The sequence below is a fragment of the Allomuricauda sp. M10 genome (assembly GCF_020782875.1).
Classification (GTDB): Bacteria; Bacteroidota; Bacteroidia; order Flavobacteriales; family Flavobacteriaceae; genus Flagellimonas.
Genome location: NZ_JAJGBN010000002.1, coordinates 206,056 through 229,809 on the forward strand (window position 1 = coordinate 206,056; position 23,754 = coordinate 229,809).

The 23,754-nt window shown below is 42.7% G+C and carries 20 protein-coding genes; all 20 read left to right on the top strand.

Features of this window, described 5'->3' with window-relative positions:
* The first annotated feature begins 80 nt into the window (after positions 1-80).
* The 20 genes from LKX84_RS06065 to LKX84_RS06160 all read left to right on the top strand — a co-directional run bounded on the left by LKX84_RS06065 (position 81) and on the right by LKX84_RS06160 (position 23,711).
* Positions 81-1,691: a 4Fe-4S binding protein gene (locus LKX84_RS06065; protein ID WP_228236242.1), complete on the top strand. Its 1,611-nt coding sequence runs from the start codon at positions 81-83 to the stop codon at positions 1,689-1,691.
* A 113-nt stretch (positions 1,692-1,804) separates the two neighbouring features.
* Positions 1,805-2,494, top strand: a complete 690-nt coding sequence (locus tag LKX84_RS06070) for a glycosyltransferase family 2 protein (RefSeq protein WP_228236243.1) — start codon at positions 1,805-1,807, stop codon at positions 2,492-2,494.
* Entirely contained in the window at positions 2,495-3,979 is a 1,485-nt protein-coding gene (locus LKX84_RS06075; protein WP_228236244.1) for a cellulose synthase family protein, read from the top strand.
* Between the two features lie 3 nt (positions 3,980-3,982).
* The gene (gene mptB / locus LKX84_RS06080; RefSeq protein WP_228236245.1) at positions 3,983-5,335 is read left to right on the top strand and encodes a polyprenol phosphomannose-dependent alpha 1,6 mannosyltransferase MptB; all 1,353 of its coding nucleotides are present in this window, start codon (positions 3,983-3,985) and stop codon (positions 5,333-5,335) included.
* 216 nt (positions 5,336-5,551) lie between these two features.
* On the top strand, positions 5,552-6,163 hold the full coding sequence (locus tag LKX84_RS06085) for a GNAT family N-acetyltransferase (RefSeq protein ID WP_228236246.1): 612 nt from the start codon (positions 5,552-5,554) through the stop codon (positions 6,161-6,163).
* 56 nt (positions 6,164-6,219) lie between these two features.
* Positions 6,220-7,410 (top strand): argininosuccinate synthase, encoded by a 1,191-nt coding sequence (locus LKX84_RS06090; protein WP_228236247.1) that lies wholly within the window; start codon positions 6,220-6,222, stop codon positions 7,408-7,410.
* Positions 7,403-8,377 (top strand): N-acetyl-gamma-glutamyl-phosphate reductase, encoded by a 975-nt coding sequence (gene argC, locus LKX84_RS06095; RefSeq protein WP_228236248.1) that lies wholly within the window; start codon positions 7,403-7,405, stop codon positions 8,375-8,377. The genes LKX84_RS06090 and argC overlap by 8 nt, the downstream gene beginning before the upstream one ends.
* A 106-nt stretch (positions 8,378-8,483) precedes the next feature.
* On the top strand, positions 8,484-9,278 hold the full coding sequence (gene proC / locus LKX84_RS06100) for a pyrroline-5-carboxylate reductase (RefSeq protein ID WP_163635736.1): 795 nt from the start codon (positions 8,484-8,486) through the stop codon (positions 9,276-9,278).
* A gap of 89 nt (positions 9,279-9,367) precedes the next feature.
* Entirely contained in the window at positions 9,368-10,495 is a 1,128-nt protein-coding gene (locus tag LKX84_RS06105) for an aspartate aminotransferase family protein (protein WP_228236249.1), read from the top strand.
* Complete coding sequence (locus LKX84_RS06110; protein ID WP_228236250.1) at positions 10,492-11,433, top strand: acetylornithine carbamoyltransferase; 942 nt, start codon at positions 10,492-10,494, stop codon at positions 11,431-11,433. The genes LKX84_RS06105 and LKX84_RS06110 overlap by 4 nt, the downstream gene beginning before the upstream one ends.
* Entirely contained in the window at positions 11,430-12,176 is a 747-nt protein-coding gene (locus tag LKX84_RS06115; RefSeq protein ID WP_228236251.1) for an SDR family NAD(P)-dependent oxidoreductase, read from the top strand. The genes LKX84_RS06110 and LKX84_RS06115 overlap by 4 nt, the downstream gene beginning before the upstream one ends.
* A 1-nt stretch (position 12,177) precedes the next feature.
* The gene (argB, locus tag LKX84_RS06120) at positions 12,178-12,957 is read left to right on the top strand and encodes an acetylglutamate kinase (RefSeq protein WP_228236252.1); all 780 of its coding nucleotides are present in this window, start codon (positions 12,178-12,180) and stop codon (positions 12,955-12,957) included.
* Positions 12,954-14,024: a M20 family metallo-hydrolase gene (locus LKX84_RS06125; RefSeq protein WP_228236253.1), complete on the top strand. Its 1,071-nt coding sequence runs from the start codon at positions 12,954-12,956 to the stop codon at positions 14,022-14,024. The genes argB and LKX84_RS06125 overlap by 4 nt, the downstream gene beginning before the upstream one ends.
* Before the next feature lie 88 nt (positions 14,025-14,112).
* On the top strand, positions 14,113-15,399 hold the full coding sequence (gene argH, locus LKX84_RS06130; RefSeq protein WP_228236254.1) for an argininosuccinate lyase: 1,287 nt from the start codon (positions 14,113-14,115) through the stop codon (positions 15,397-15,399).
* A gap of 94 nt (positions 15,400-15,493) precedes the next feature.
* Positions 15,494-17,062 (top strand): SIR2 family protein, encoded by a 1,569-nt coding sequence (locus tag LKX84_RS06135; protein ID WP_228236255.1) that lies wholly within the window; start codon positions 15,494-15,496, stop codon positions 17,060-17,062.
* 130 nt (positions 17,063-17,192) lie between these two features.
* Positions 17,193-18,788, top strand: coding sequence for a M1 family metallopeptidase (locus tag LKX84_RS06140; RefSeq protein ID WP_228236256.1), 1,596 nt, complete (start codon positions 17,193-17,195; stop codon positions 18,786-18,788).
* A 96-nt stretch (positions 18,789-18,884) separates the two neighbouring features.
* Positions 18,885-19,607, top strand: coding sequence for a hypothetical protein (locus LKX84_RS06145; RefSeq protein WP_228236257.1), 723 nt, complete (start codon positions 18,885-18,887; stop codon positions 19,605-19,607).
* Entirely contained in the window at positions 19,604-20,440 is an 837-nt protein-coding gene (locus tag LKX84_RS06150; protein ID WP_228236258.1) for a hypothetical protein, read from the top strand. Before LKX84_RS06145 ends, LKX84_RS06150 begins: the two co-directional genes overlap by 4 nt.
* Positions 20,441-20,500: 60 nt before the next feature.
* Positions 20,501-21,388: an alpha/beta fold hydrolase gene (locus LKX84_RS06155; protein WP_228236259.1), complete on the top strand. Its 888-nt coding sequence runs from the start codon at positions 20,501-20,503 to the stop codon at positions 21,386-21,388.
* 133 nt (positions 21,389-21,521) lie between these two features.
* Positions 21,522-23,711: a DUF5916 domain-containing protein gene (locus LKX84_RS06160; protein ID WP_228236260.1), complete on the top strand. Its 2,190-nt coding sequence runs from the start codon at positions 21,522-21,524 to the stop codon at positions 23,709-23,711.
* Positions 23,712-23,754: the final 43 nt, after the last annotated feature.

Sequence of the window (23,754 nt, forward strand, 5' to 3'; positions counted from 1 at the left end):
TGAAAGACCTGAAACAGCAATAAACAAAATAAGAGCATTTATGTTCTAAGGGGAAAACCAGAACGAAGGAACAACAAACAATGAACTATCAAACAAACAACAAAAGTATGGCCCTCACTGGGCAACCACCCAAAAGTTTAAGCCTTAACCAAAAACTTGCGACCGTTTTGGGCATGATGGGCATGGGCATTCTGTTATTGGCAACTTTCAATGTTGCTTTTCCAAACAAAACATTATGGTTAACGGTTTCCTTATTGGCCATATCCTTTGGAACTATTTGGTTTTCATGGGATGCCTATTCCAAAAAGCTCCCAGGTATCAAAAATGACGGGGTATGGTTCAAATCCATTTCCAGCAGGGGTTTATGGGGATGGATGGCCGGTCTGGCATTGACCGGGTTCTACATCATCCTCTATTTCTATCCCGAGTATTTGGGCCAAGTGAATGGTGGGGAAAATAAAGGTGTCATTGCACTTTTTGATCCTTTGAGCAAATTATTGAGCGGCAATCCCGCCAGCCAATGGTTTGTTTATGGCACGTTGTACACGGTGGCCATTTTAATTTTTGGGGTAAAATTCCTCTGGAAATACCGCCATAACCGTTATGAAAGATTACGAACGTTCAGCGTGATGTTCTTTCAATTGGCCTTTGCCTTTATTATCCCCGAAGTAATGGCCCGTTTGAACGGAGACAAAATTCTGGAAGGAGGCAGTCTACCCTATTACGACCTAAAAAGTGTATGGCCGCTGAACTATTACAATTTTGAAGGGTATCGTATCAAAGGATTTCTAAGTTCAGGGGATATCGGTTTTGCACTGTTGATTTTCGGCATCCTATCCATTTTTGTGATTACTCCCATCCTTACTTATCGCTATGGAAAAAGATGGTATTGCTCCTGGGTCTGCGGTTGTGGAGGATTGGCCGAAACTGCCGGGGATGCTTTTAGGCAATTGAGCGATAAATCTTTGAATGCCTGGAAAATAGAACGTTGGGTGGTCCACAGTGTAGTTGTTTTTGTTACGCTGATGACAACTGCGGTAGTCTATTCTTACTTGGGAACCGATACCAACAAATATTGGCTCACCAAAAGCACTTTTTTAATCGGGGTAACCGTATTGCTAACGCTCGTTTTCGGTTGGGTGATGATCTTTAAAAGGGCCCAGCTTCAAAAGGATGCCCAATATGGGGCCATTGGATATTTTGTAATCATCATCACCTTGATTGGGTTTCACTTCTTAAGCGGTGAAGGGCAGGTATTCCTCTTCAAATCGGAAACCCTTCGCAAAACCTATTCCTTTTTGATCGGAAGTATTTTTTCTGGAGTGATCGGTACGGGTTTCTATCCTATTTTTGGCAGCAGGGTTTGGTGCCGCTTCGGGTGTCCCATGGCTGCTATTTTAGGTTTCCAGCAGCGATTATTTTCAAGGTTTAGGATCACCACCAATGGCGGTCAGTGTATTTCCTGTGGTAACTGTTCCACCTATTGCGAAATGGGCATCGATGTGCGAGCCTATGCCCAAAAAGGCGAAAACATTGTCCGAGCCAGTTGTGTGGGTTGCGGCATTTGTTCCGCCGTTTGCCCAAGAGGCGTGCTCAAACTGGAAAATGGTCCGTTGGAAGGCAGAATCGATAGCAACCAAATTCTTTTGAGCAACGATGTGGATTTGATGAGTTTAGTGAATCAAAAATAAGCATCCCATAAATCTGTAGGCACTAACTTTCATTTCCAACTTAATTCAGCCCAAAATCCAAAGAAAAGGTTAGTTTTGGTCCCTCAAACACAAACCAAAATTGACCCCCTTGCATGGCGGATATTAGAGTCATTATTCCCGCAATCAACGAAGGAGATTCCATAGGAAAGGTCATTTCCGAATTGCCCGAACATGTTACTGAAATTATTGTCGCGGACAATGGTTCTCAGGACGATACGGCAGAAAATGCCCGTAAAGCCGGGGCAACAGTCGTCACCGAAACCCGCAAGGGATATGGCTATGCCTGCCTAAAAGGATTGGAATATATTTCCAAACAATCCAAAGTACCCGATATCATCGTATTTATCGACGGAGATTATTCAGATTATCCCGAGGAGTTGGATAAGGTGGTCGCCCCAATTTTGGAAAATGATGTGGATTTTGTGGTCGGTGCGCGAAAAAAGTCGCTCAGGGAACCCGGATCCATGACTCCGCAACAAGTTTTTGGGAACCAATTGGCCACTTTTTTAATGCGGGTACTCTTTAGGTCAAGATTTACGGATTTAGGACCTTTTAGGGCGATAAAATATGAAAAGCTCAAAGAATTGGGGATGCAGGACACAACTTATGGGTGGACTGTGGAAATGCAGTTAAAAATATTAAGAAAAAAAATGTCATATGCCGAAATACCAGTACGTTACAAACGAAGAATTGGCGTATCAAAAGTATCAGGTACGGTAAAAGGTACTATATTTGCAGGCATAAAAATCTTGGGTTGGATCTTTAAATACAGTTTAAAATAAATGGGACTTACTATCGCTTACATTATCATCGGCATTTACAGTACAGCCTTAATTTTGATTTTTATGTACAGCCTTTCGCAGTTGAATCTTCTGATCAACTACTTGGGCTATAAAAAGCGAAATGAGGAAGCTCCAAAATTCAATCTTTTGGATCCAAAGGAAATTCCCTTTGTCACCATCCAATTGCCCATATACAACGAAGAGTATGTAGTGGAGCGTTTGTTGGACAACATCGCCAAGATCGAATACCCTAAAAGCAAATTGGAAATCCAGGTTTTGGATGATTCCACTGACGAGTCCGTTTTAGAGACCGCCAGAAGGATCGAGGAACTTCAAAAAACTGGATTGGACATCCAACATATCCGCAGGGAAAACAGAAAAGGATACAAGGCCGGTGCCCTTAAAGAAGGGTTGGCCATTGCAAAAGGAGAATTCATCGCCATTTTTGATGCCGACTTTCTTCCCGAAGGCGATTGGTTGAAAAAGACCGTTCCTTATTTCAAAGATGAGGAAATCGGTGTGGTACAGACCCGTTGGGGGCACATCAACCGTGATTACTCCACTTTGACCCGTATCCAAGCTTTTGCTTTGGATGCCCACTTTACCCTAGAGCAAGTTGGAAGAAACTCCAAAGGACACTTCATCAACTTCAACGGTACCGCGGGTATCTGGAGAAAGGAATGCATCCTTGATGCTGGTAACTGGGAAGGCGACACCTTGACCGAGGATTTGGATTTGAGCTACCGCGCTCAATTGAAAAACTGGAAATTCAAATATTTGGAAGACGTGGAAACCCCAGCAGAGCTTCCAGTAGTGATCAGTGCAGCCCGTTCCCAACAATTCCGTTGGAACAAAGGTGGAGCCGAAAACTTTAGAAAATCCTTCTGGAGTGTGATTACTTCCAAGAACATTTCGGGCAAGACCAAGTTCCATGGTGTAATGCACTTGTTGAACAGTTCCATGTTCCTTTGTGTGTTTATCGTGGCCTTGTTGAGCATCCCTATGCTGTATATCAAAAACACTTTTGGACATTTGGGTTGGATCTTTGAAGTAACCAGCTTCTTCATCGTGAGTACCATAATCCTGTTCATTTGTTATTGGTTCACCTATAAGAGCATTCAGGGTAGTGGTTTCGATAATTTTGTGGACTATATCAAACTCTTTTTCACCTTCTTCTCGGTGGCATTGGGCTTCTCTTTGCACAATACCGTTGCCGTTTTGGAAGGACACTTGGGTAAAAGAAGTGAATTTGTCCGTACCCCAAAATTCAACATCAACAGCATTACGGATTCTTGGAAGGGCAACAAATACTTGGCGAAAAAGCTTTCCCCAAACATGATTCTGGAATTCGCCTTGATGATCTATTTCCTTTTCGGAATGTACAGTGCCGTACCTTTGAACGACTATGGATTGTTTCCTTTCCATTTGATGTTGTTCCTAGGATTTGGTTTCGTTTTCTTTAAATCATTGACCTCCAAGGCATAAACCATGCAATCTTATTGGCGACTGCACAGATACCCGATACTTTTTGCTATCGCGAGTATGCTGTTCTACGCCTCGTTTGCCTATGACCTTGTCCGAACGGACACAGTAAAACTGTTCATGCTCTTCGGTGCAACTTTTTTCCTGTACTACAAGATCATTCAGTTTGAAAAGTGGAACTTTAAGTTCCTTCTGGTAATAGGCATTCTTTTTAGATTGGTTTTTTTGGTTGCGGAGCCGAATCTATCCCAAGACTTTTACCGTTTTATTTGGGACGGGGAATTGATCAAGAACGGAATCAACCCCTACTTGTACACCCCGGACCAGTTGATGGAACAAGGGAAGGTAGTTATTGCTAACATGCAGGAACTGCATGCAGGTATGACCGAACTGAATGCACGCCATTACAGCAACTACCCTCCCGTGAACCAAATCCTCTTTGCCCTTTCCGCTCTTTTGGGTGGTGGTAGTGTTTTGGGATCCATAATTGCCATGCGATTGCTCATCATTTTGGCCGACTTGGGTGTGTTGTACTTCGGGCGGAAACTGCTCATACAACTCAACCAGGCCCATCATAGGGTATTCTGGTATTTCTTAAATCCACTGGTCATTATAGAACTCACGGGCAACCTCCATTTTGAAGGGGTCATGTTGTTCTTCTTCGTTTGGTCGCTCTACCTGCTTGCCAAACAAAAGTGGATATGGGCCGCTCCTGTTTATGCCCTTTCCATCATGGTCAAATTGGTCCCGTTGTTATTGTTGCCTATCCTACTCAAATACCTTGGTTTTAAAAAAAGTACAGGATTCTATGCGCTAACCATAATAGGATGCTTGGCCTTACTTCTCCCTTTTTATTCCCCAGTTTTTGTTGACAATTATTCCGAGACATTGAAACTTTGGTTTTCCAATTTTGAGTTTAACGCCAGCGTTTATAATGTGGTGAAAAAAATTGCGGTGACCTATTACGAAGCAAAACCGTGGGAACTCATTGATGCCTACGGTACACTAGTCACCAAAATTGTAGTGGTAGTTACGCTATTGATAGCCTTCATCCTGAAAAATCAAAAACTACCTACAGCCGTCACCTCAATGGTTTTGGCACTTTCCTGCTATTACTTTCTGACCAGTACCGTGCATCCTTGGTACGTGGTGTTCCTCATGGGGATTTCCATTTTTTCATCCCTTAGGTTTCCATTGATTTGGTCCTTGATGGTCATTTTAAGTTATCAAACCTATGCCAATGTAGACTTCAAGGAGCAACTTTGGTTATTGGCCATTGAATACATTTTGGTGATTGGCTATTTTATTTATGAAATGATAGGAGTGCTATCAAAAAAGTTATATTTCTTCAAAAAATAGTACCCATTCCTAGGCTTATTGGAATTAATTTGTACTTTTAACCCTCGAATGAAAGGACAAGAATACATATCATACACGTTGAGCGTACCCGCTCCAATCAGTCCATTTAGTCCCCGTCGCCGCCCGTAAGGGTGCAGTCTTTTATTGGAAATAGGTGAGTCCATTTCCCCAATACAATCAACAATTTATTATTTTATTACTGTTTAAACGCTTGCAATGGATATTCTAGTTGCTAACGAATCACATTTTAAATACGCACAGATCATCTGTGATACTATAGCTGAATCTGCTAAGGTTCGCGGAACCGGTATTGCCAAACGTACCCCCGAATACATCATGAAAAGGTTGCAGAACGGCAACGCCATCATTGCTTTGGATGGAGATAAGTTCGCTGGGTTTTGCTATATCGAAGTTTGGGGTAACAAGGATTTTGTCGCCAACTCCGGATTGATCGTTCATCCCGATTACCGAAACCAAGGATTGGCCAAGCAGATCAAAAAGGCCGTGTTCGACCTATCCCGAAAAAAATTCCCAGATGCCAAGATTTTTGGTATCACTACCGGTTTGGCCGTAATGAAGATGAACTACGAACTGGGTTACAAACCTGTTACCTTTTCGGAATTAACGGACGACCCTGAATTTTGGAAAGGTTGCCAAACCTGCAAAAACTTCGACATCCTTACCCGTACAGAGAAGAAAATGTGCCTTTGTACCGGTATGTTGTACGATCCCGAAGCCAAAAAAACCGAACCTAAAAAAATTGATAGCAAGGTTTTCCAAAGATTGAAACAGATCAAGGAAACCCTTTTTCTAAAAAAGAAACAATAAAAAGTCTCCCTTCGAGTGAAGTCGAGAATGGACATTGAATTTAAAGAATTATAAAAATGAAAAAATTAGTTTTAGCCTATAGCGGCGGATTGGATACCTCATATTGTGCCAAATCCCTTTCACAGGACGAAGGGTTTGAAGTCCACGCAGTGAGCGTGAATACAGGAGGTTTCTCCAAAACCGAAATCGAGGAAATCGAGAAAAAGGCCCTTGCCTTGGGTGCTACAAGCTATACCTCTATCAATGCGGTTTCTACCTTTTATGAGACCGTGGTAAAATACCTCATCTTCGGAAATGTACTTCGTAACAATACCTATCCGCTTTCTGTAAGCGCGGAGCGGATTGTACAAGCTTTGGAAATTGTAAAGCACGCCAAAAAAATCGGTGCCAAATATATTGCACACGGAAGTACCGGAGCAGGCAACGATCAAGTAAGGTTCGATATGATCTTTCAGATTTTGGCCCCTGAAATTGAGATCATCACCCCTATCCGAGACAAAAAATTGGCCAGGGAAGTAGAAATCGAATACCTAAAGGAAAATGGCATCGATTATCCTTGGGAAAAAGCCAAGTATTCCGTCAACCGGGGACTTTGGGGAACATCCGTTGGTGGTTCTGAAACCTTGACCTCACACTTATCCCTACCGGAAAGTGCCTATCCGAGCCAGTTGGAAAAAGAGCTTCCAAAAGAAGTAAAACTTACCTTCAAAAAAGGAGAATTGGTGGCCATTGATGGCGAAGAGAACAATCCAGTCGCCAATATTGAAAAACTATCCGAAATCGCTTCCAAATATGCTATAGGCAGGGACATCCACGTGGGTGATACCATTATTGGGATTAAAGGAAGGGTTGGTTTTGAAGCCGCTGCACCTTTGATCATTATCAAAGCACACCATTTGTTGGAAAAACACACCTTGAGCAAATGGCAACAGTTCCAAAAAGAACAATTGTCCAGTTTTTATGGCATGTTGTTGCACGAAGGCCATTATTTGGATGAAGTGATGCGAAACATCGAAGCCTTTTTGACCGATTCACAGAAGCACGTCTCTGGCGATGTTTTTGTGACCCTTCACCCCTACCGTTTCGAATTGAACGGGATTTCATCCGAACACGATTTGATGAACGCTTCCTTTGGAAGTTATGGGGAAATGAACAAAGGTTGGACGGCCGATGACGCCAAGGGCTTCATCAAGATTTTGTCCAACTCTGGGAAAATTGCCAACCACGTAAACCAAGATTATGATTAAAACGGGAATCATTGGCGGTTCCGGGTACACGGGTGGAGAACTGATCAGAATTCTGCTCAACCATCCCCATGCCGAAATCGACTTTGTATATAGTACCACAAGGGCCGGAAAACCGATATCCTCGGCGCATCCTGATCTTTTGGGGATGACCGACCTTCAGTTTACTGGAGAAATCAACTCCAATGTAGATGTCGTATTTCTATGCCTAGGTCACGGGAATTCCACTTCCTTCTTGAATGAAAATCCATTCTCGGCAAGCACCAAGATCATCGACTTGAGCAATGATTTTAGATTGCAGGCGGATTCCATGTTCAATGGCAAACGTTTTATCTATGGCCTACCAGAATTGAACAAATCTGCCATTCAATCTGCAGAAGCGATAGCCAATCCCGGTTGTTTTGCCACAGCTATTCAGTTGGCATTGTTGCCTTTGGCAAAAGCAAATTTGTTGAAGCATGAAATCCATGTGAATGCCGTAACGGGGAGCACTGGTGCAGGTGTTGGATTGTCCGCCACCTCACATTTTAGCTGGAGGAACAACAACGTTTCGTGGTACAAGCCTTTTACCCATCAGCATTTGGGTGAAATTGGGGAAAGTTTGAAATCTTTTGGCAATGCGGTGGGCAAATTGATGTTTTTACCGAATCGTGGCAACTTCACAAGAGGAATTTTGGCCACGGCCTACACCCAGTTTGAAGGTTCGCTGGACGATGCTAAAAAACTATATGCAGCTTTTTACCAAGATGCGGCATTCACCCACATGTCCGAAGAGGAAATCAACCTAAAGCAAGTGGTGAACACCAACCAGTGCCATATCCATTTGCATAAACATGATGATCTTTTGCTGGTAACCTCGGCCATCGATAATTTGTTGAAAGGCGCCTCCGGACAAGCGGTACAGAATATGAACCTGATGTTCGGTTTCCCAGAAACCGAAGGTCTGTTGTTAAAAGCGGGAGTTTTTTAATAGACCACAGATAGAGCTGTCACATCGAGCGCAGTCGAGATGTGAGCCTTGAATTGATGAAAATATATATCTCTCGACTGCGCTCGAGATGACAAATAAGAAAAATATGAAAATAGCCATCATAGGAGCAGGGAATTTGGGATTGGCCATTGCCAAAGGAATTTTACACACCAACGGCGCCACCACCATGTACCTCACCAAAAGAAACACCAAATCCATCAAGGATTGGGAAAAATACGGGAATGTGACCGTGACCTCCGACAATTTGGAGGCCATTAAAAATTCCGATATCCTGATTTTCGCCGTTCAACCCGGTCATTTTACAACCTTGCTGGAGCAAAGCAAAGACCTGTTGACCGAAAAACACGTGATCATCAGTACCATCACTGGATACAGCATACCAAAAATTGAAAGTATCATCGGGGAGGATAAATTCATCATCCGCAGTATGCCCAACACGGCCATTTCAGTTGGCAAGTCCATGACTTGTATTTGCAGTAACGAATTGGGCAAAAAACGCATCGATTTGGCCAAGGCTATTTTCAACCGCATGGGGCACACCATGGAAATTCCAGAGGACCAAATGCAGGCTGCCACAGTGATCTGTGCCAGTGGAATTGCTTTCTGGATGCGCTTGATTCGCGCCACCACCCAAGGAGCTATTCAGTTAGGGTTCGACGCTAAGGAGGCCCAAGAACTGGCCATGCATACCTGTAACGGTGCCGCTAGCCTCTTGATCGAATCAGGTAGCCACCCAGAAGAAGAAATCGATAGGGTAACCACACCTAAAGGGTGCACCATTGAAGGCTTGAACGAAATGGAACACCAAGGTTTGAGCTCCTCCTTGATCAAGGGAATCGTGAGTTCCTATGAAAAAATTAGCCACATTAAAAAGGGATAAAATGTCACATCGAGCGCAGTCGAGATGCGAAACTTTATTGATGAAAACATACACCTCTCGACTGCGCTCGAGATGACAAACAAAGGATTATGAAATTATTCGACGTATACCCACTTTATGATGTAACCCCCGTATCCGCCAAGGGTATTGAGGTTTGGGACGACAAAGGACAAAAATATTTGGATTTTTATGGCGGACATGCCGTAATTTCCATCGGACATACGCACCCACATTACGTAAAACGCATAGAAGACCAATTGGAGAAAATTGCCTTTTACAGCAATTCCGTACAAAATCCTGTGCAAGAAGCATTGGCAGTGAAATTGGGTAAACTTTCCGGCTGTGAGAATTATGACCTGTTCATGTGCAATTCTGGGGCCGAGGCCAATGAAAACGCCTTGAAAATGGCTTCGTTCCACAATGGAAAAGCTAAAGTGATCGCTTTCAAGAATAGTTTTCATGGACGTACTTCCGCAGCTGTGGCCGCCACGGACAACCCAAAGATCAACGCACCCATCAATTTACAGCAAGAAGTGACCTTTTTGCCTTTGAACGATTTTGAAGCCTTTGAAAAAGCCATTACCTCTGATGGGTATTGTGCCGTAATCTTAGAAGCCATTCAAGGAGTGGGCGGCTTGGATGAACCCACCACTGCATTTTACCAATTCATTGCTGAAAAATGCAAGGAGAACCATGTGGTTTTGATTGCCGATGAAGTACAAAGCGGTTATGGGCGAAGTGGAAAATTCTTCGGATTTCAGCATCACGGCATACAGCCCGATATCATTTCCATTGCCAAAGGCATGGGCAACGGTTTCCCTGTAGGCGGTGTATTGATCCACGAATCCTTTAAACCTTCATATGGACTGTTGGGTACCACCTTTGGTGGCAACCATTTGGCCTGTGCCGCAAGTTTGGCCGTTCTGGAAGTATTGGAATCCGAGAATCTTATCGAAAATGCTTCCGAATTGGGAGTCTATTTTAGGGAAAAGGCCGCCGAGGTACCCGAAATCATCAAAGTGAAAGGCAGAGGGTTGATGATCGGGCTCGAATTTGATTTTGAGGTAGCCGAACTGCGCAAAAAATTGATCTATGATCATCACATGTTCACCGGTAGCGCCAACAACAAAAAGTTGCTGCGATTTTTACCGGCATTGAACATCACCAAGGCACACATCGACCTATTCTTTGACGCGCTCAAAAAAGCATTGAAATGAAGCATTATTTATCCGTAAACGATATCGACTCCCTCCCCGATTGGGTGGAGGAAGCAATCAACCTAAAAAAAGACCCCTATCAATTTGAGGATTTGGGCAAACGCAAAACCTTGTGCCTATTATTTTTCAATAACAGTCTACGTACTCGTTTGAGCACCCAGAAAGCGGCCATGAACCTTGGTATGGAAGTTATGGTGATGAATTTTGGCAACGAAGGTTGGGCCTTGGAATACGGGGATGGTACCGTAATGGATCAAGGCACATCGGAACATATCAAGGAAGCGGCACAAGTGGTTTCGCAATATTGCGACATTGTGGCCATCAGGGCATTTGCCGGTTTGGTGGACAAAGCAAAAGACGAATCGGAGGAGGTAATCAACGGGTTTGCCAAATATGCTTCCATTCCAGTGGTGAATATGGAAAGTTCAGTGGGGCACCCCCTTCAGGCTTTGGCAGACGCCATCACCATGGCAGAAAACAAGAAAAAAGCAAGACCTAAAGTGGTTTTATCCTGGGCGCCACATCCAAAGGCATTACCCCATGCGGTGGCCAATTCCTTTGTGCAGATGATGAAACTGCAAGATGCCGATTTTGTTATCACCCATCCAAAGGGATATGAATTGAATCCGGAGATCACGGAAGATTGCCATATTGAACATGACCAACAAAAGGCCCTTGAAAATGCGGATTTTGTCTATGTGAAAAACTGGAGCAACTATGCCGATTACGGCAAAGTGGTGAACAAGGATTTGAACTGGACCATGACGGAGGAAAAATTGGGAAAGGCCAAATTCATGCATTGCTTGCCCGTTCGTAGAAACGTTGTGGTGGAAGATGCCGTGTTAGACGGAACACAATCCTTAGTGGCCGAGCAGGCCAAAAACCGGATTTTTTCGGCCCAGATTGTATTGAAAAAGATTTTGGAGCAAAACAAATGAAATTAAAGGATAAGGTCTGTATTGTAACCGGTGCAACAAGCGGTATGGGGAAAGCCATTGCCGAAACATTTTCTTCGGAAGGTGCCAAGCTTGTGTTATCCGGTCAAAATAGGGAACGGGGCCAAAACCTGGAAAAGCAATTGGGCAATTCCGTTTTTTTGGCTGGCGATGTTACAGACCCTTCCTATAATGAAAAACTGGTACAATTGGCCATGGATACCTTTGGTCAGTTGGACATCCTTTCTTTGAACGCGGGTATTCTTGGGTTAGGAAACGTTGAAGCGTTGGAAATCGACACTTGGCACAAGACGCTCAATACCAATTTGAGTTCCATATTTTATCTTTGTAAGTATGGATTGCCCTTCTTGAAAGAAGGGTCCGGGGGACACATTTTGATCAATGCTTCCATAGCAGCATTCAAGAGTTTTCCCAATCACCCGGCCTATTGTGCATCTAAAGCTGGTGCCGTTGCATTGATGAAACAACTGGCCGTGGAATACGCTCCAAAAGTTCGGGTGAACGCCATTTGTCCTGGACCAGTGGACACCCCGTTACTGTGGGAATCGGCCAAGGCCTTTGAAAATCCGGAAACGGCGGTGGCCAAGGCAGAAAAAGCAACGTTGTTGAAAAGATTGGGTACCCCAGAAGATATAGCCAAGCTGGCCCTTTTCATGGTTTCGGAGGATAGTTCCTGGATTACCGGGACCACGATAACCATTGATGGGGGCATAATAAACACATAAAATGAAGCAAAAACTATCCGTAATAAAAATAGGGGGCAACCTCATTGAAGACCCAAAAGGGTTTGAACATGTCCTAGGCCTATTTTCCAAAATGGAAGGGAATAAAATTTTGGTGCACGGCGGTGGTAAAAAAGCAACCGAGCTGGGCAACAAATTGGGCATTGAAAGCCAAATGGTGAATGGAAGAAGGATTACCGATCCTGAAACCCTTGATATTGCCGTAATGGTTTATGGGGGCTTGGTGAGCAAAAACATCGTGGCCAAACTGCAGGCCTTGGGAACCGATGCCATAGGCATGAGCGGTGCCGATGCCAACACGATCCATGCACACAAAAGACCCATTAAAAAAGTGGATTTTGGCTTAGTGGGCGATGTGGACAAGGTGAATGCCTATGCCATTTTCAAATTGCTACAAGCCGGATTTACTCCTATTTTCTGCGCTTTAACACATGACGGAAGAGGACAATTGCTCAACACCAATGCCGATACGATTGCCGCCGAACTAGCAATTGCCATGTCCGAACAATTCGAAACCACCCTGTATTACTGTTTTGAGAAGAAAGGGGTTTTACAGGATGTGGAGGATGAAAATTCGGTGATCAAACACATCGATTCCAAGACCTATGATGAGCTTTTGGCCTATGGGATCATTGCCGATGGAATGCTCCCCAAATTGCACAATTGCTTCTACGCTTTGCGCAACCATGTAGCGAAAGTTTGTGTGGGGAACAGTGAAATGCTCGATCAGAGCAATGTGGAATATACGACCCTGACTTTATGACGATTTCCCAAGACATATTGACCCAAAAAGCCATAGCACTGCTGAAAGAGCTCATTTCCATCCCATCCTTTTCTGGTGAAGAGGACAAAACCGGGGATGCCATTGAAGCATTCTTACAGGGTTTTGGCATAAAATCGGAACGCCAATACCACAACATCTATGCTTTCAACAAGTATTTTGATGAAAGCAAACCTACCCTATTGCTCAACTCGCACCACGATACGGTAAAACCGAACAGCGCCTACACCAAGGATCCTTTTCATCCTCATGTTGAAGATGGTAAGTTGTACGGTTTGGGCAGCAATGATGCAGGTGGATGTTTGGTTTCTCTTCTGGCTACTTTCGTTCATTTTTACGACAAAGAAGGGTTGAGCCACAACATCATAATGGCGGCAACTGCAGAGGAAGAAGATGCAGGCGATAAAAGTTTACGCGGCCTGTTACCCATCCTACCAAAAATTGATGTGGCCGTGGTGGGCGAACCCACTTTGATGGACCTTGCCATTGCTGAAAAAGGTCTTGTGGTCTTTGATGCCGTGGTAGAAGGCACGCCTTCACATGCCGCGCATCCCAACGACAACAATTCCATTTACAATACCATACCTGTATTGCAATGGTTCAAGGATTACAAATTTGAAAAGATTTCCGAAGCCTTGGGTGAAGTGAAAATGACCGTTACCCAGATCAATGCTGGAAAACAACATAATGTGGTGCCCGCACAAGTGGATCTGGTGGTAGATGTTCGGGTGAACGACTGTTATACCAATCAGGAAATTTCGGATAGGTTGCAACGAGAGGCCCCTTGCAAAATGACACCCCGCTCGTTACGCTTGAATTCATCCTGCATTGATCCCAACCATGCCTTGGTAAAAAGCGGTCTGGCGTTGGATAGAAAAACCTATGGTTCTCCTACGTTGTCCGATCAGGCGGCATTGAGTTGCCAATCGGTAAAACTGGGACCTGGCGACAGCACACGTTCCCACTCTGCCAATGAATTCATTTATGTGGATGAGATTGAGGAAGGAATCGACCTGTATATCAAAATCCTTTCAGGATTTTTACAATAAACAAAATTGGGCCCTGAGCGTAGTCGAAGGGTAATAGATATCGAAATTATAAGATTCCCCTTTTCACGGGAATGACAAAACGGAAATTATGAAACTCTGGGACAAAGGTTTTAGCACCGATAAAAAAATAGACCATTTTACCGTGGGCAACGACCGCGAACTAGATCTGGTACTCGCCAAATACGATGTGATCGCCTCCACAGCCCATGCCAAAATGCTGGGCAAGGTTGGGTTGATCACCGAAGAGGAAGCCAATGATTTGGTCAAGGCATTGGGTGAAATTGGTAAGGATATCGAAAAGGGGAATTTCACCATTGAGAACGATTTTGAGGACATGCATTCCAAAATAGAATTCATCCTGACCGAAAAATTGGGCGATACCGGTAAAAAAATCCACTCGGCCCGATCTAGGAACGACCAGGTTTTGATAGCCATGCAATTGTATCTGAAGGAAGAGCTTACCGAAATCAGGGAGCAGGTAAAAACCCTGTTCGACCTTTTAATGAAGCTTGCCGAAAAACACCAGAATGTACTTTTACCAGGCTATACCCACCTACAGATTGCCATGCCCTCCTCATTTGGACTTTGGTTTTCTGCCTATGCCGAAAGCTTGATCGATGATCTGTACTTTGTACAGGCCGCCCATAAAATCGCGGACCAAAACCCGTTGGGAAGTGCTGCTGGATATGGAAGTTCCTTTCCTATCGACAGAACATTTACCACATCTGAAATGGGTTTTGAAACCTTAAAATACAACGTGGTGGCTGCCCAAATGGGACGCGGAAAAGTGGAAAAAGCTGCTGCTTTTGGCATTTCCAGCGTGGCTGCCACCCTATCCAAAATGGCAATGGACATTTGCCTGTACATGAGCCAGAACTTTGATTTTATTTCGTTCCCGAACGAACTCACGACGGGCAGCAGCATCATGCCGCACAAGAAGAATCCCGATGTGTTCGAGTTGATCCGTGCCAAGTGCAACCGGATTCAAGCAGTGCCCAACCAATTGACCTTGATCACCAACAATTTGCCTAGTGGCTATCACCGTGACCTTCAATTGGTAAAAGAAGTGATCGTACCCGCTTTGCAGGACATGCAGGCCTGTTTGGAACTGATGACCTTTAGTTTGAAGGAAATCAAGGTGAACCCCAAGATTTTGGACGACCCCAAATACGATTACCTCTTCAGTGTGGACACCTTGAACGAACTCGTAAAAAGCGGAATGCCATTCCGGGATGCCTATAAAACCATGGGCAAGGCCATTGAAAATGGCAATTTTAAACCCAAAAAGGACATTGAACATACCCATGAAGGCAGTTTGGGGAATCTGTGTTTGGAGCAGATTAAAGCCAAAATGGAGAAAGCATTGAGTTTGTAAAAAGTGCTAACTTCAAAACTTGTTTCAGCATCCATCGCTATTATGTAATTAAAACCACCTTTAGCTTTATCGTTGACAACCATAATCGAACCCTATGTTTAATGAAGACTTTGAAAAACATTTAGCCAAATTTACAACATCCCCATTCATATTTGTGGGCTCAGGAATGTCGAGAAGGTACATCCATGCAGAAACTTGGTATTCTCTTTTGGAAAAAATGTCAAAGGAAATTGGCCTAACAAAACCTTTCGAATATTATGTTTCAAATTCTAATAATGATCTTCCGAAAGTAGCTTCATTAATGGCCGAAGAATTTAATTCGATATGGTGGACAAACTCAAAATATGCAGAAAGTAGGCTTGCTTACTCCAAAAAGGCCAAAAAATCTGATTCGCCACTGAAATTTGAAATTTGTAAATATCTTGAAAACAAAGAGAAAAATACCTCTGCTGAATTGAACAGCGAGCTTAATTTATTTAAAAAAATTAATATTGATGGCATCATAACTACCAACTGGGATCTTTTATTAGAATCTATTTTTCCTGAATTTACAAGATACGTGGGCCAAGAGGAACTAATTTTTTCAGAAACTTATTCAGTAGGTGAACTATATAAAATCCATGGATGTGTATCCAATCCTGAATCACTTACTTTAACTGATGCTGATTATTTAGAATTTCACAATAGAAATGCATATCTAGCAGCTAAACTTCTGACCATATTTGTTGAGCACCCAGTTATTTTTATGGGCTACAGTCTGGATGATTCTAATGTTCAGGAAATACTTAAGTCAATTATAAAATGTCTTACCAAGGATAAAATTGAAAAACTCAAAGACAGATTAATCTTTTGTCAATGGAAAGAAAATGTAGAAACTCAAATCTCAGATAGCACTCTTTTTATTACAGATACCATAATTCCAATAAAATTAATAACCTTAAGTAAGTATTCTGATGTCTTCACAGTATTAGCGAATAACAAAAAAAGACTTCCTATAAAGGTTTTGAGACAAATGAAAGGAATGATATACGAGTTTGTTAAAACATCTAATCCAAAATCAAAAGTTTATGTCTCGGATAATTTAGACGATTTAGAGGATGGCAAGGATGTTGAGTTTGTTTATGGAGTTGGACTGAAGGATAAGTTTTCAGAAGTTGGCATAGTCGGGATTACCAGTCGAGATCATTTTCGTGATATTATTCTTGATAATAAGTGGGATTCAGATAAAATATCAAGACTTCTGTTACCAACACTTACAAACAAATATTTCCCTCCTTTCAAATATTTACGAAAAGCAGGATATTTAAATGATGAAAATCAAATCGAATCGGATAGTTCAGTAAAGGAATTCACTCCGGCATTCATTGAGAAAATCAATAGAATAAATTTTGAAACCTTTGAACCTCAAGCAACTTATAAAGCAAAAAAAGAAGAGGTAAATGAAAAGTATTCAACATTTAAAGAGTTGCGTGAAGATTGTGGATTTTTACATATTTTAGTATATACACCACTTCTAGAGCCTTCCAAAATAGACTTAAGTGATTTGTATTCCTTCCTTAAATCAAATTTGGATAAACTTGTTGATGCCAAGTATGGAACTCACTATCGAAAATTGATATGCCTATTTGATTTTTTAAAATATAAAATCTCTAACAAGAACTAGATTTCATAAAAACGCAGTTTAGCCAATCTGACAAGTACCATTGTCACCCCCGTCTTATAGTTCCCCACAAAAATTACAAAAGCTCTGTCCCAAAATTGTATCTTGAACCATTAACTCAAGTGGTATAGTGATGCAACAAAAAATTCTGACCTCCCTACTGGCTTTTGCCTTGTTTTCCCTTTTAGGAAATGCCCAAGATCTTTATCCCAAAAACGAAGCGGTAGATATCCAAAACTATGTTTTCGGACTCAGCCTGAACGATGAAAGCAATGCAATAACGGGTGAGGCTGAGATTACGGTTTCATTTAAATCCGGAGCTGTTCCTTTTTCCTTGGACCTCATTCAAAAATCGGGGGAATTTGGGATGGAAGTCACCGAAGTTTTGGAAGGAGCAGCACCTGCCAATTATTTCTATGCCGATAACAAGATCAACATCATTCCAGCTAGCTCAGCAGGAACGACACAAACCTATACTGTAAAATATCAGGGCATTCCCGAGCGGGGCCTCGTCATTGCCACGACCAAATTTGGAAAGCGTTCCTTTTTCGGGGACAACTGGCCCAATTTGGCGCGCCACTGGCTTCCCTCCGTGGACCATCCATATGACAAGGCAACTGTGGAATTCCGAATCACCGCCCCCGACCATTACGATGTGGTGGCGACCGGTAAAAAACAGGAAGAGAGCAATCTGGAGAACGGCTACAAACTCACCATCTACCAAGAACCTGCTCCTGTGGCCACCAAGGTGATGACTATCGGGGTGACCGAATTTGCATCAAAGGTTGTTGGTGAAGTGGACAACATTGAGGTTTCTGCATGGGTATACCCACAAAACCGATTGGAAGGCTTTGGCGATTATACTGTGGCCAAGGACGTTCTGGAATATTTTATCAATCACATCGGCCCCTATTCGTATGCCAAATTGGCCAATATGCAGGCCAAAACCCAATGGGGCGGACTCGAAAATGCAGGCACCATCGCCTATTTTGAAAATTCGGTGACCGGGAACAAAACTGTGGAACCCTTGATCGCCCATGAGATTGCCCACCAATGGTTCGGGAATTCGGCCACCGAAAAAAGCTGGAACCATGTTTGGCTCAGTGAAGGGTTTGCCACCTATTTCTGCATTCTATATTTGGAAAGCGTGTATGGCGATGAGCGAAGAAAGGAGGAATTGGCCATTGACAAAAAAGAAATCTTTGAATACTACCTCAAAAATCCGTCCCCGATCGTGGATCTTACCATCCAAGATCCGATGAAAGTTTTGAGCACCAATACGTACCAAAAAGGAGGCTGGGTGTTGAACATGCTCCGTCATAAACTGGGCAACCACACCTTTTGGGATGGCATCCAAAAGTATTATGCCACCTACCAAAACAGCAATGCCCTTACCGATGATTTCCGCCATGTAATGGAAGAGGTATCAGGCAAAGACCTTGAAACCTTCTTCCAGCAATGGTTGTTCACCAAAGGGCACCCGCAATTAAAATGGAATTGGGAATACAAAAAAGGGAAGGTCATTCTTCATTTGGAGCAAATGCAGGAGCACCATGTATTTCAATTTCCTTTGGAAATCGGCTTGATCAAGAATGGGCAGACCACAGTGGAAACCATAGAAATGAAGGAACGGTCTAAAAGCTTTGAAATCAATATCAAAGAAAAACCTGATTCCGTACTGTTAGATCCCAACCAATGGACCTTGTTCCAGGATATGGGGAAATTGTGACTTTACCCTTAATACTGAACCATTTATACAAACTTGGTGAATTTTTTGGCCCGTAAGGACTATCTTCCTGTATCGGCATTATTATTCACCACAAAAATGAGAGTACCCTCTGAAAATCAATTTTTTATAGGAACTGCCATATGGTTTCTATTGACCGTTTTCTGGGGATTTGCTCCTTCCTTTTACCTTTCCAATCTTTTTGAAAATTCAGGGCCCTTACCCATACATTTGATTGTACACGGCATCGTATTCTCTATTTGGAATCTGCTTTATGCGGTTCAGGTTTTCTTGATCAGGTCTAAAAATTTCAAATTACATCGTACACTGGGAATTTTTGGCCTTTGCGTCATGATCGCCATGGTTCCAACTGGCATTTATCCCTCCATTTATAAAGTTTATGCTGGAACAACAACTCTGGATGCAGCCGGCCATAATGTTTTTAGATTAGCTTCTGGTTACTGCCTTTTTGCATTTGCCTTCATTTACAGAAAAAAAGGATTTTATCATAAAAGATTGATGTTGGGATGCATGGTGATGCTCATGAGTGCCGCAATATTTCGGATCTCTTTCGATTTTAATATGCAAGACAGCCAAGTTTTCAACAAAGGTTTTCAGATATTCCCTGTAGTAATGTTGTTTTTATTTGATTTGGTCAAATACAAAAAGGCCGTCTTGGTTGACCTTATCCCTGTGGTGGTTGTTTTCTCGATTCTTTTCTTTGCTGATTATTTTTGGCTTTCCCCCATGGGTGAAGCTTTTATGGGATTTTTAATCACCATTTTTGTTGAGCCTTTCACTCCAACATTGGCCTCCTTATGAAACGTAGGTCGGAACATATAAAATTTCTCGTTTTTCTTTTCTGTATTGCTTCGTCATCAACTTCATCTGGCCAATTGGATATTCAGGAAACAGGTGCTTTTGGAACGTTTTATACTTTGGAGAGGTCTTTTGATGATTCAACAATTGACGGGTACAACCTATACATTCCAAATTCATGTATGGACACAACCAATTCCTGTCCCGTCATCATTTTTTTGCAAGGGAGCGGATCTGTGGGAAAAGAAGTTTCCAGCATATTTAATTGGGCTCTACCTAAAAATGTGAAGAAGGTCAAAAACCTGAATTCGGAGTATTCTATGTTAATTGCAGATACTTTCATCATTATCATGCCCCATTTACGCGAAGGGCAATACTACGATAATGTGGATGCCGTAAAAACCATTTTGGAAGAGGTGTCTGAAAAAAGTAATATCAATCGCTCCAGAATATATTTGACGGGTTTAAGCAGAGGTGGCCATGGCACCTGGGGATTGGCAAGTAGAATGCCGGGGGTTTTTGCCGCAATCGTTCCTATTTGTGGCAGACCTGACGGGATATCCGATTATGAAGAATTGCGGAACTTACCTGTTTTAGCCATACATAATATAGGCGATGATGTGGTACCCGTTCAATCTTCAATTGAAATCATCGACAATTTGGAGTCACGGTTTGGCTATAATTTTAAGAAAGCAAAATCTTCAAAAGAGGTTGATTTTTTAACCGATAGCTATGTTTTCATATCGCCTAACAAAAAATCACACGATGCTTGGACCAAAACCTATAAAAATCCCGAGCTTTTTAAATGGTTATTACGATTTCAATCGGGCCAATAACCGGAATGTGAATAGTTTATCTTTGATTCGGAATTGCTAACTTTCCCTAAACGTTCGGATATGAACAGAATAGCCTCTTTTCTCTGTTTGACACTTTTCACAATGATATCCTGTAACGAAAACAAAGCAGAAACGGATATAATGGTTACAGAAATAGAAGAAAAAATGACTTTTGAAAGTGGATATTCCCCAGTAAATGGCCTGAGCATGTATTACGAAATTTACGGTCAAGGCGAACCACTTGTCCTTGTTCATGGTGGCGGCTCTACCATTCAATCAAACTTTGAAAAAATCATTCCCTTGCTTGCAAAAAACAGAAAAATAATCGCTGTTGAGCTACAAGCCCACGGACGTACAAGTGATAGAAACGCAGACTTGTCATTTGAACAAGATGCAGATGATGTTGCAGCACTTCTCAAAAACCTAAATATAGAAAAGGCGGACATTTTTGGTTTTAGCAATGGCGGAACTACAACATTACAAATCGCCATTAGACATCCCGAAATTGTCAAAAAAATGGTTTTGGGTTCAGCACTTGCCAAACGAAATGGGGTTCCAGAATGGTTTTGGGGATTTATGGAACAGGCGAAATTGGAAAATATGCCCGAACAACTTAAAACTGCCTACAAAAGGGTGTCTCCTGATTCAACCGGCTTACAGGTCATGCACGATAGGGATGCTAAACGAATGGTAAGCTTTAAAGACATTCCAGATGAGCAGTTAAAATCCATAAAAGTACCTGCTTTAATTATTATTGGTGATAAAGACATCATTATACTGGAACATGCCATTGAACTTCACAGACAAATCGCGAACTCAGAATTGGCAATAATTCCGGGTGGTCATGGAGAATATATTGGTGAAATCACAACAATAAAACCGGGTTTCAAGGAAAGTGAGCTTGTTGTACCAACGATCGAAAAGTTCTTGGACAAAAAAGAAAAATAATACAAGCTATCCCCAATAACTTTTCAAAATCAGTTTTTACAAATCCCTCAATCCAATACCAGAAAAATTACACTCTTTTTGATTTATCATTATAAAACCGGGTAATTTCTTATTTTTAGCACACAAACTAAAAATGACCAACCCATACTTGAAATCCCCTGCATTCCTATTGGCCTTGCTACTTTTTGGTGTCTACTCTTCTGCCCAAAAGAAAAACGCAGATTTTAACATCCACATTAAAAAAACCGAGGAAACCTTTACTATAGATGGTAAGGGTGATGAAGCCACCTGGCAAACGGCAGAACCCGCCAACGATTTTTTCATGGTATTGCCCATGGACGATCGCAAGGCAACGCAACCTTCGGAAGTGAAAATGGCCTATGACGATAAACACCTGTACCTCTTGGCCACCTTCTTCAAAACTCCCGGGAATACCTATGTGGTAGAATCGCTGCGAAGGGACTTCAGTTTTGGGGGGAACGATAACTTTCTGTTGTTCATGGATCCCTTCAACAACCAGACCACAGGATTCAGTTTTGGGGCCAATGCTTATGGCGCACAATGGGACGGCACCATGTCCAACGGTGGTAGTGTAGACCTGAACTGGGACAGCAAATGGGTTTCTGAAGTGCAGAATTATGAAGATAAATGGGTAGTGGAAATGGCCATTCCCTTTAAATCCATCCGCTACGAAAAAGGCGTGAAGGAATGGAGCATCAACTTTTCCCGTTTGGATATCAGCACCAACGAAAAATCGAGCTGGACGCCTATTCCGAGGCAATTTCCAACAGCTTCTTTGGCATTCACCGGTAATATGATTTGGGACAATCCACCCCCCGACCAAGGGCTCAACTATTCCCTGATTCCCTATGTTTTGGGTACGGTTGGCGACTCCAGTATTGACGGCATTACTTATGATAATGACTTTAAAGTGGGAGGGGATGTGAAGTTGGGACTTTCCTCTTCCTTGAACCTGGACCTGACCATCAACCCAGATTTTTCACAGGTAGATGTGGACCGACAGGTGGCCAACTTGACCCGTTTTGAGCTCTTTTTTCCTGAAAGAAGGCAGTTTTTCCTTGAAAATGCCGACCTATTCTCCAGTTTCGGGTACGAAACCATCCGACCGTTCTTTTCTCGTCGAATTGGTTTGGGTGTACCGATCATTGCGGGGGCTCGCGTTAGTGGCAACCTCAACAGGAACCTTCGGTTGGGCCTTATGGACATGCAGACGGAAAAAGTGGACGAGACCGGATTGCCCAGTCAGAATTTTGCCGTGTTGTCCTTGCAACAAAAGGTATTTTCGCGGTCAAACATCGGCCTAATGTTCGTCAATAAGGAATCCATGGATTATGATGCCTTGGCCGATAGTTTGAAGACCACTTATAAAAAGTTCAACCGAAACCTTGGCTTGGAATACAACTTGGCATCCAGCGACAATAAGTACACCGGAAAAATGTTCATGCTCAAATCGTTTGGTCCGGAATCAACGGAAAACGGTTTTGCCCAAGGAGCTCATTTGGCCTACAGCAGCAGACAATGGAACTGGCGAGTGCAGCAAGAGTACATCTCCAAAAACTATGTTTCGGAAGTAGGATATGTGCCTCGTAACAATTACATCAAGTTCAATGGCTCGGCCGGTTATTTATTCCTGCCAGCAAGTGAAACAGTGGTCAGTCATGGCCCTACTTTCACCGGACAATACTTTTTTGACCCTAGTATGCATTCCACGGATTATGTGAGCATTTTGGGTTACCAAGTGAACTTTATAAACCGAAGTGCCTTTAGCCTCGATTTCTTTAACGAATATGTGGAACTTTTGGCTCCCTTCGACCCTACCAATACGGATCAACCAGAGTTGGCTACTGGGTCACGGCACCATTGGAACGGGGTGTATATGGAATACACTTCAAAACCGAAAAGCCTTTTTACCTATACGGTCGCGAGTCGATTGGGACGCTATTTTTCCAGTGGATATCGCACCAACTTGAACGCACAATTGGGGTATCGTTTTCAGCCGTATGTAAGTTTGGCGGCCACGTTGAGCTATAACAATTTGGATTTGCCGAGTCCATGGTATACCACCGATTTTTGGCTGGTAGGTTCGGAGGCCGATATCACTTTTACCAACAAATTGTTCTGGTCCAACCTATTCCAGTACAACGAGCAGAGCCGAAACTTTAGCCTCAATTCACGGTTTCAGTGGCGATATACTCCGGCATCCGACCTGTTCTTGGTATTCAACAGCAACGAACAATTGTCCCCGCTTGAAGGAAAAGTGTGGTCGTTGACCCTAAAGATGACGTATTGGTTTAATAGATAAGGTGTTGGTTTTGTTAACTCCTTCTTTTTTTCGATATTGAAAA

Coding starts and splice junctions, on each gene's coding strand:
- LKX84_RS06105 (WP_228236249.1), top strand. CDS start 9,368: ATGAAATTATTCGACGTATACCCACTTTATGATGTAACCCCCGTATCC.
- LKX84_RS06110 (WP_228236250.1), top strand. CDS start 10,492: ATGAAGCATTATTTATCCGTAAACGATATCGACTCCCTCCCCGATTGG.
- LKX84_RS06075 (WP_228236244.1), top strand. CDS start 2,495: ATGGGACTTACTATCGCTTACATTATCATCGGCATTTACAGTACAGCC.
- LKX84_RS06145 (WP_228236257.1), top strand. CDS start 18,885: ATGAGAGTACCCTCTGAAAATCAATTTTTTATAGGAACTGCCATATGG.
- LKX84_RS06070 (WP_228236243.1), top strand. CDS start 1,805: ATGGCGGATATTAGAGTCATTATTCCCGCAATCAACGAAGGAGATTCC.
- LKX84_RS06155 (WP_228236259.1), top strand. CDS start 20,501: ATGAACAGAATAGCCTCTTTTCTCTGTTTGACACTTTTCACAATGATA.
- LKX84_RS06125 (WP_228236253.1), top strand. CDS start 12,954: ATGACGATTTCCCAAGACATATTGACCCAAAAAGCCATAGCACTGCTG.
- argH (WP_228236254.1), top strand. CDS start 14,113: ATGAAACTCTGGGACAAAGGTTTTAGCACCGATAAAAAAATAGACCAT.
- LKX84_RS06085 (WP_228236246.1), top strand. CDS start 5,552: ATGGATATTCTAGTTGCTAACGAATCACATTTTAAATACGCACAGATC.
- LKX84_RS06090 (WP_228236247.1), top strand. CDS start 6,220: ATGAAAAAATTAGTTTTAGCCTATAGCGGCGGATTGGATACCTCATAT.
- LKX84_RS06115 (WP_228236251.1), top strand. CDS start 11,430: ATGAAATTAAAGGATAAGGTCTGTATTGTAACCGGTGCAACAAGCGGT.
- mptB (WP_228236245.1), top strand. CDS start 3,983: ATGCAATCTTATTGGCGACTGCACAGATACCCGATACTTTTTGCTATC.
- LKX84_RS06135 (WP_228236255.1), top strand. CDS start 15,494: ATGTTTAATGAAGACTTTGAAAAACATTTAGCCAAATTTACAACATCC.
- LKX84_RS06065 (WP_228236242.1), top strand. CDS start 81: ATGAACTATCAAACAAACAACAAAAGTATGGCCCTCACTGGGCAACCA.
- proC (WP_163635736.1), top strand. CDS start 8,484: ATGAAAATAGCCATCATAGGAGCAGGGAATTTGGGATTGGCCATTGCC.
- argB (WP_228236252.1), top strand. CDS start 12,178: ATGAAGCAAAAACTATCCGTAATAAAAATAGGGGGCAACCTCATTGAA.
- LKX84_RS06140 (WP_228236256.1), top strand. CDS start 17,193: ATGCAACAAAAAATTCTGACCTCCCTACTGGCTTTTGCCTTGTTTTCC.
- argC (WP_228236248.1), top strand. CDS start 7,403: ATGATTAAAACGGGAATCATTGGCGGTTCCGGGTACACGGGTGGAGAA.
- LKX84_RS06160 (WP_228236260.1), top strand. CDS start 21,522: ATGACCAACCCATACTTGAAATCCCCTGCATTCCTATTGGCCTTGCTA.
- LKX84_RS06150 (WP_228236258.1), top strand. CDS start 19,604: ATGAAACGTAGGTCGGAACATATAAAATTTCTCGTTTTTCTTTTCTGT.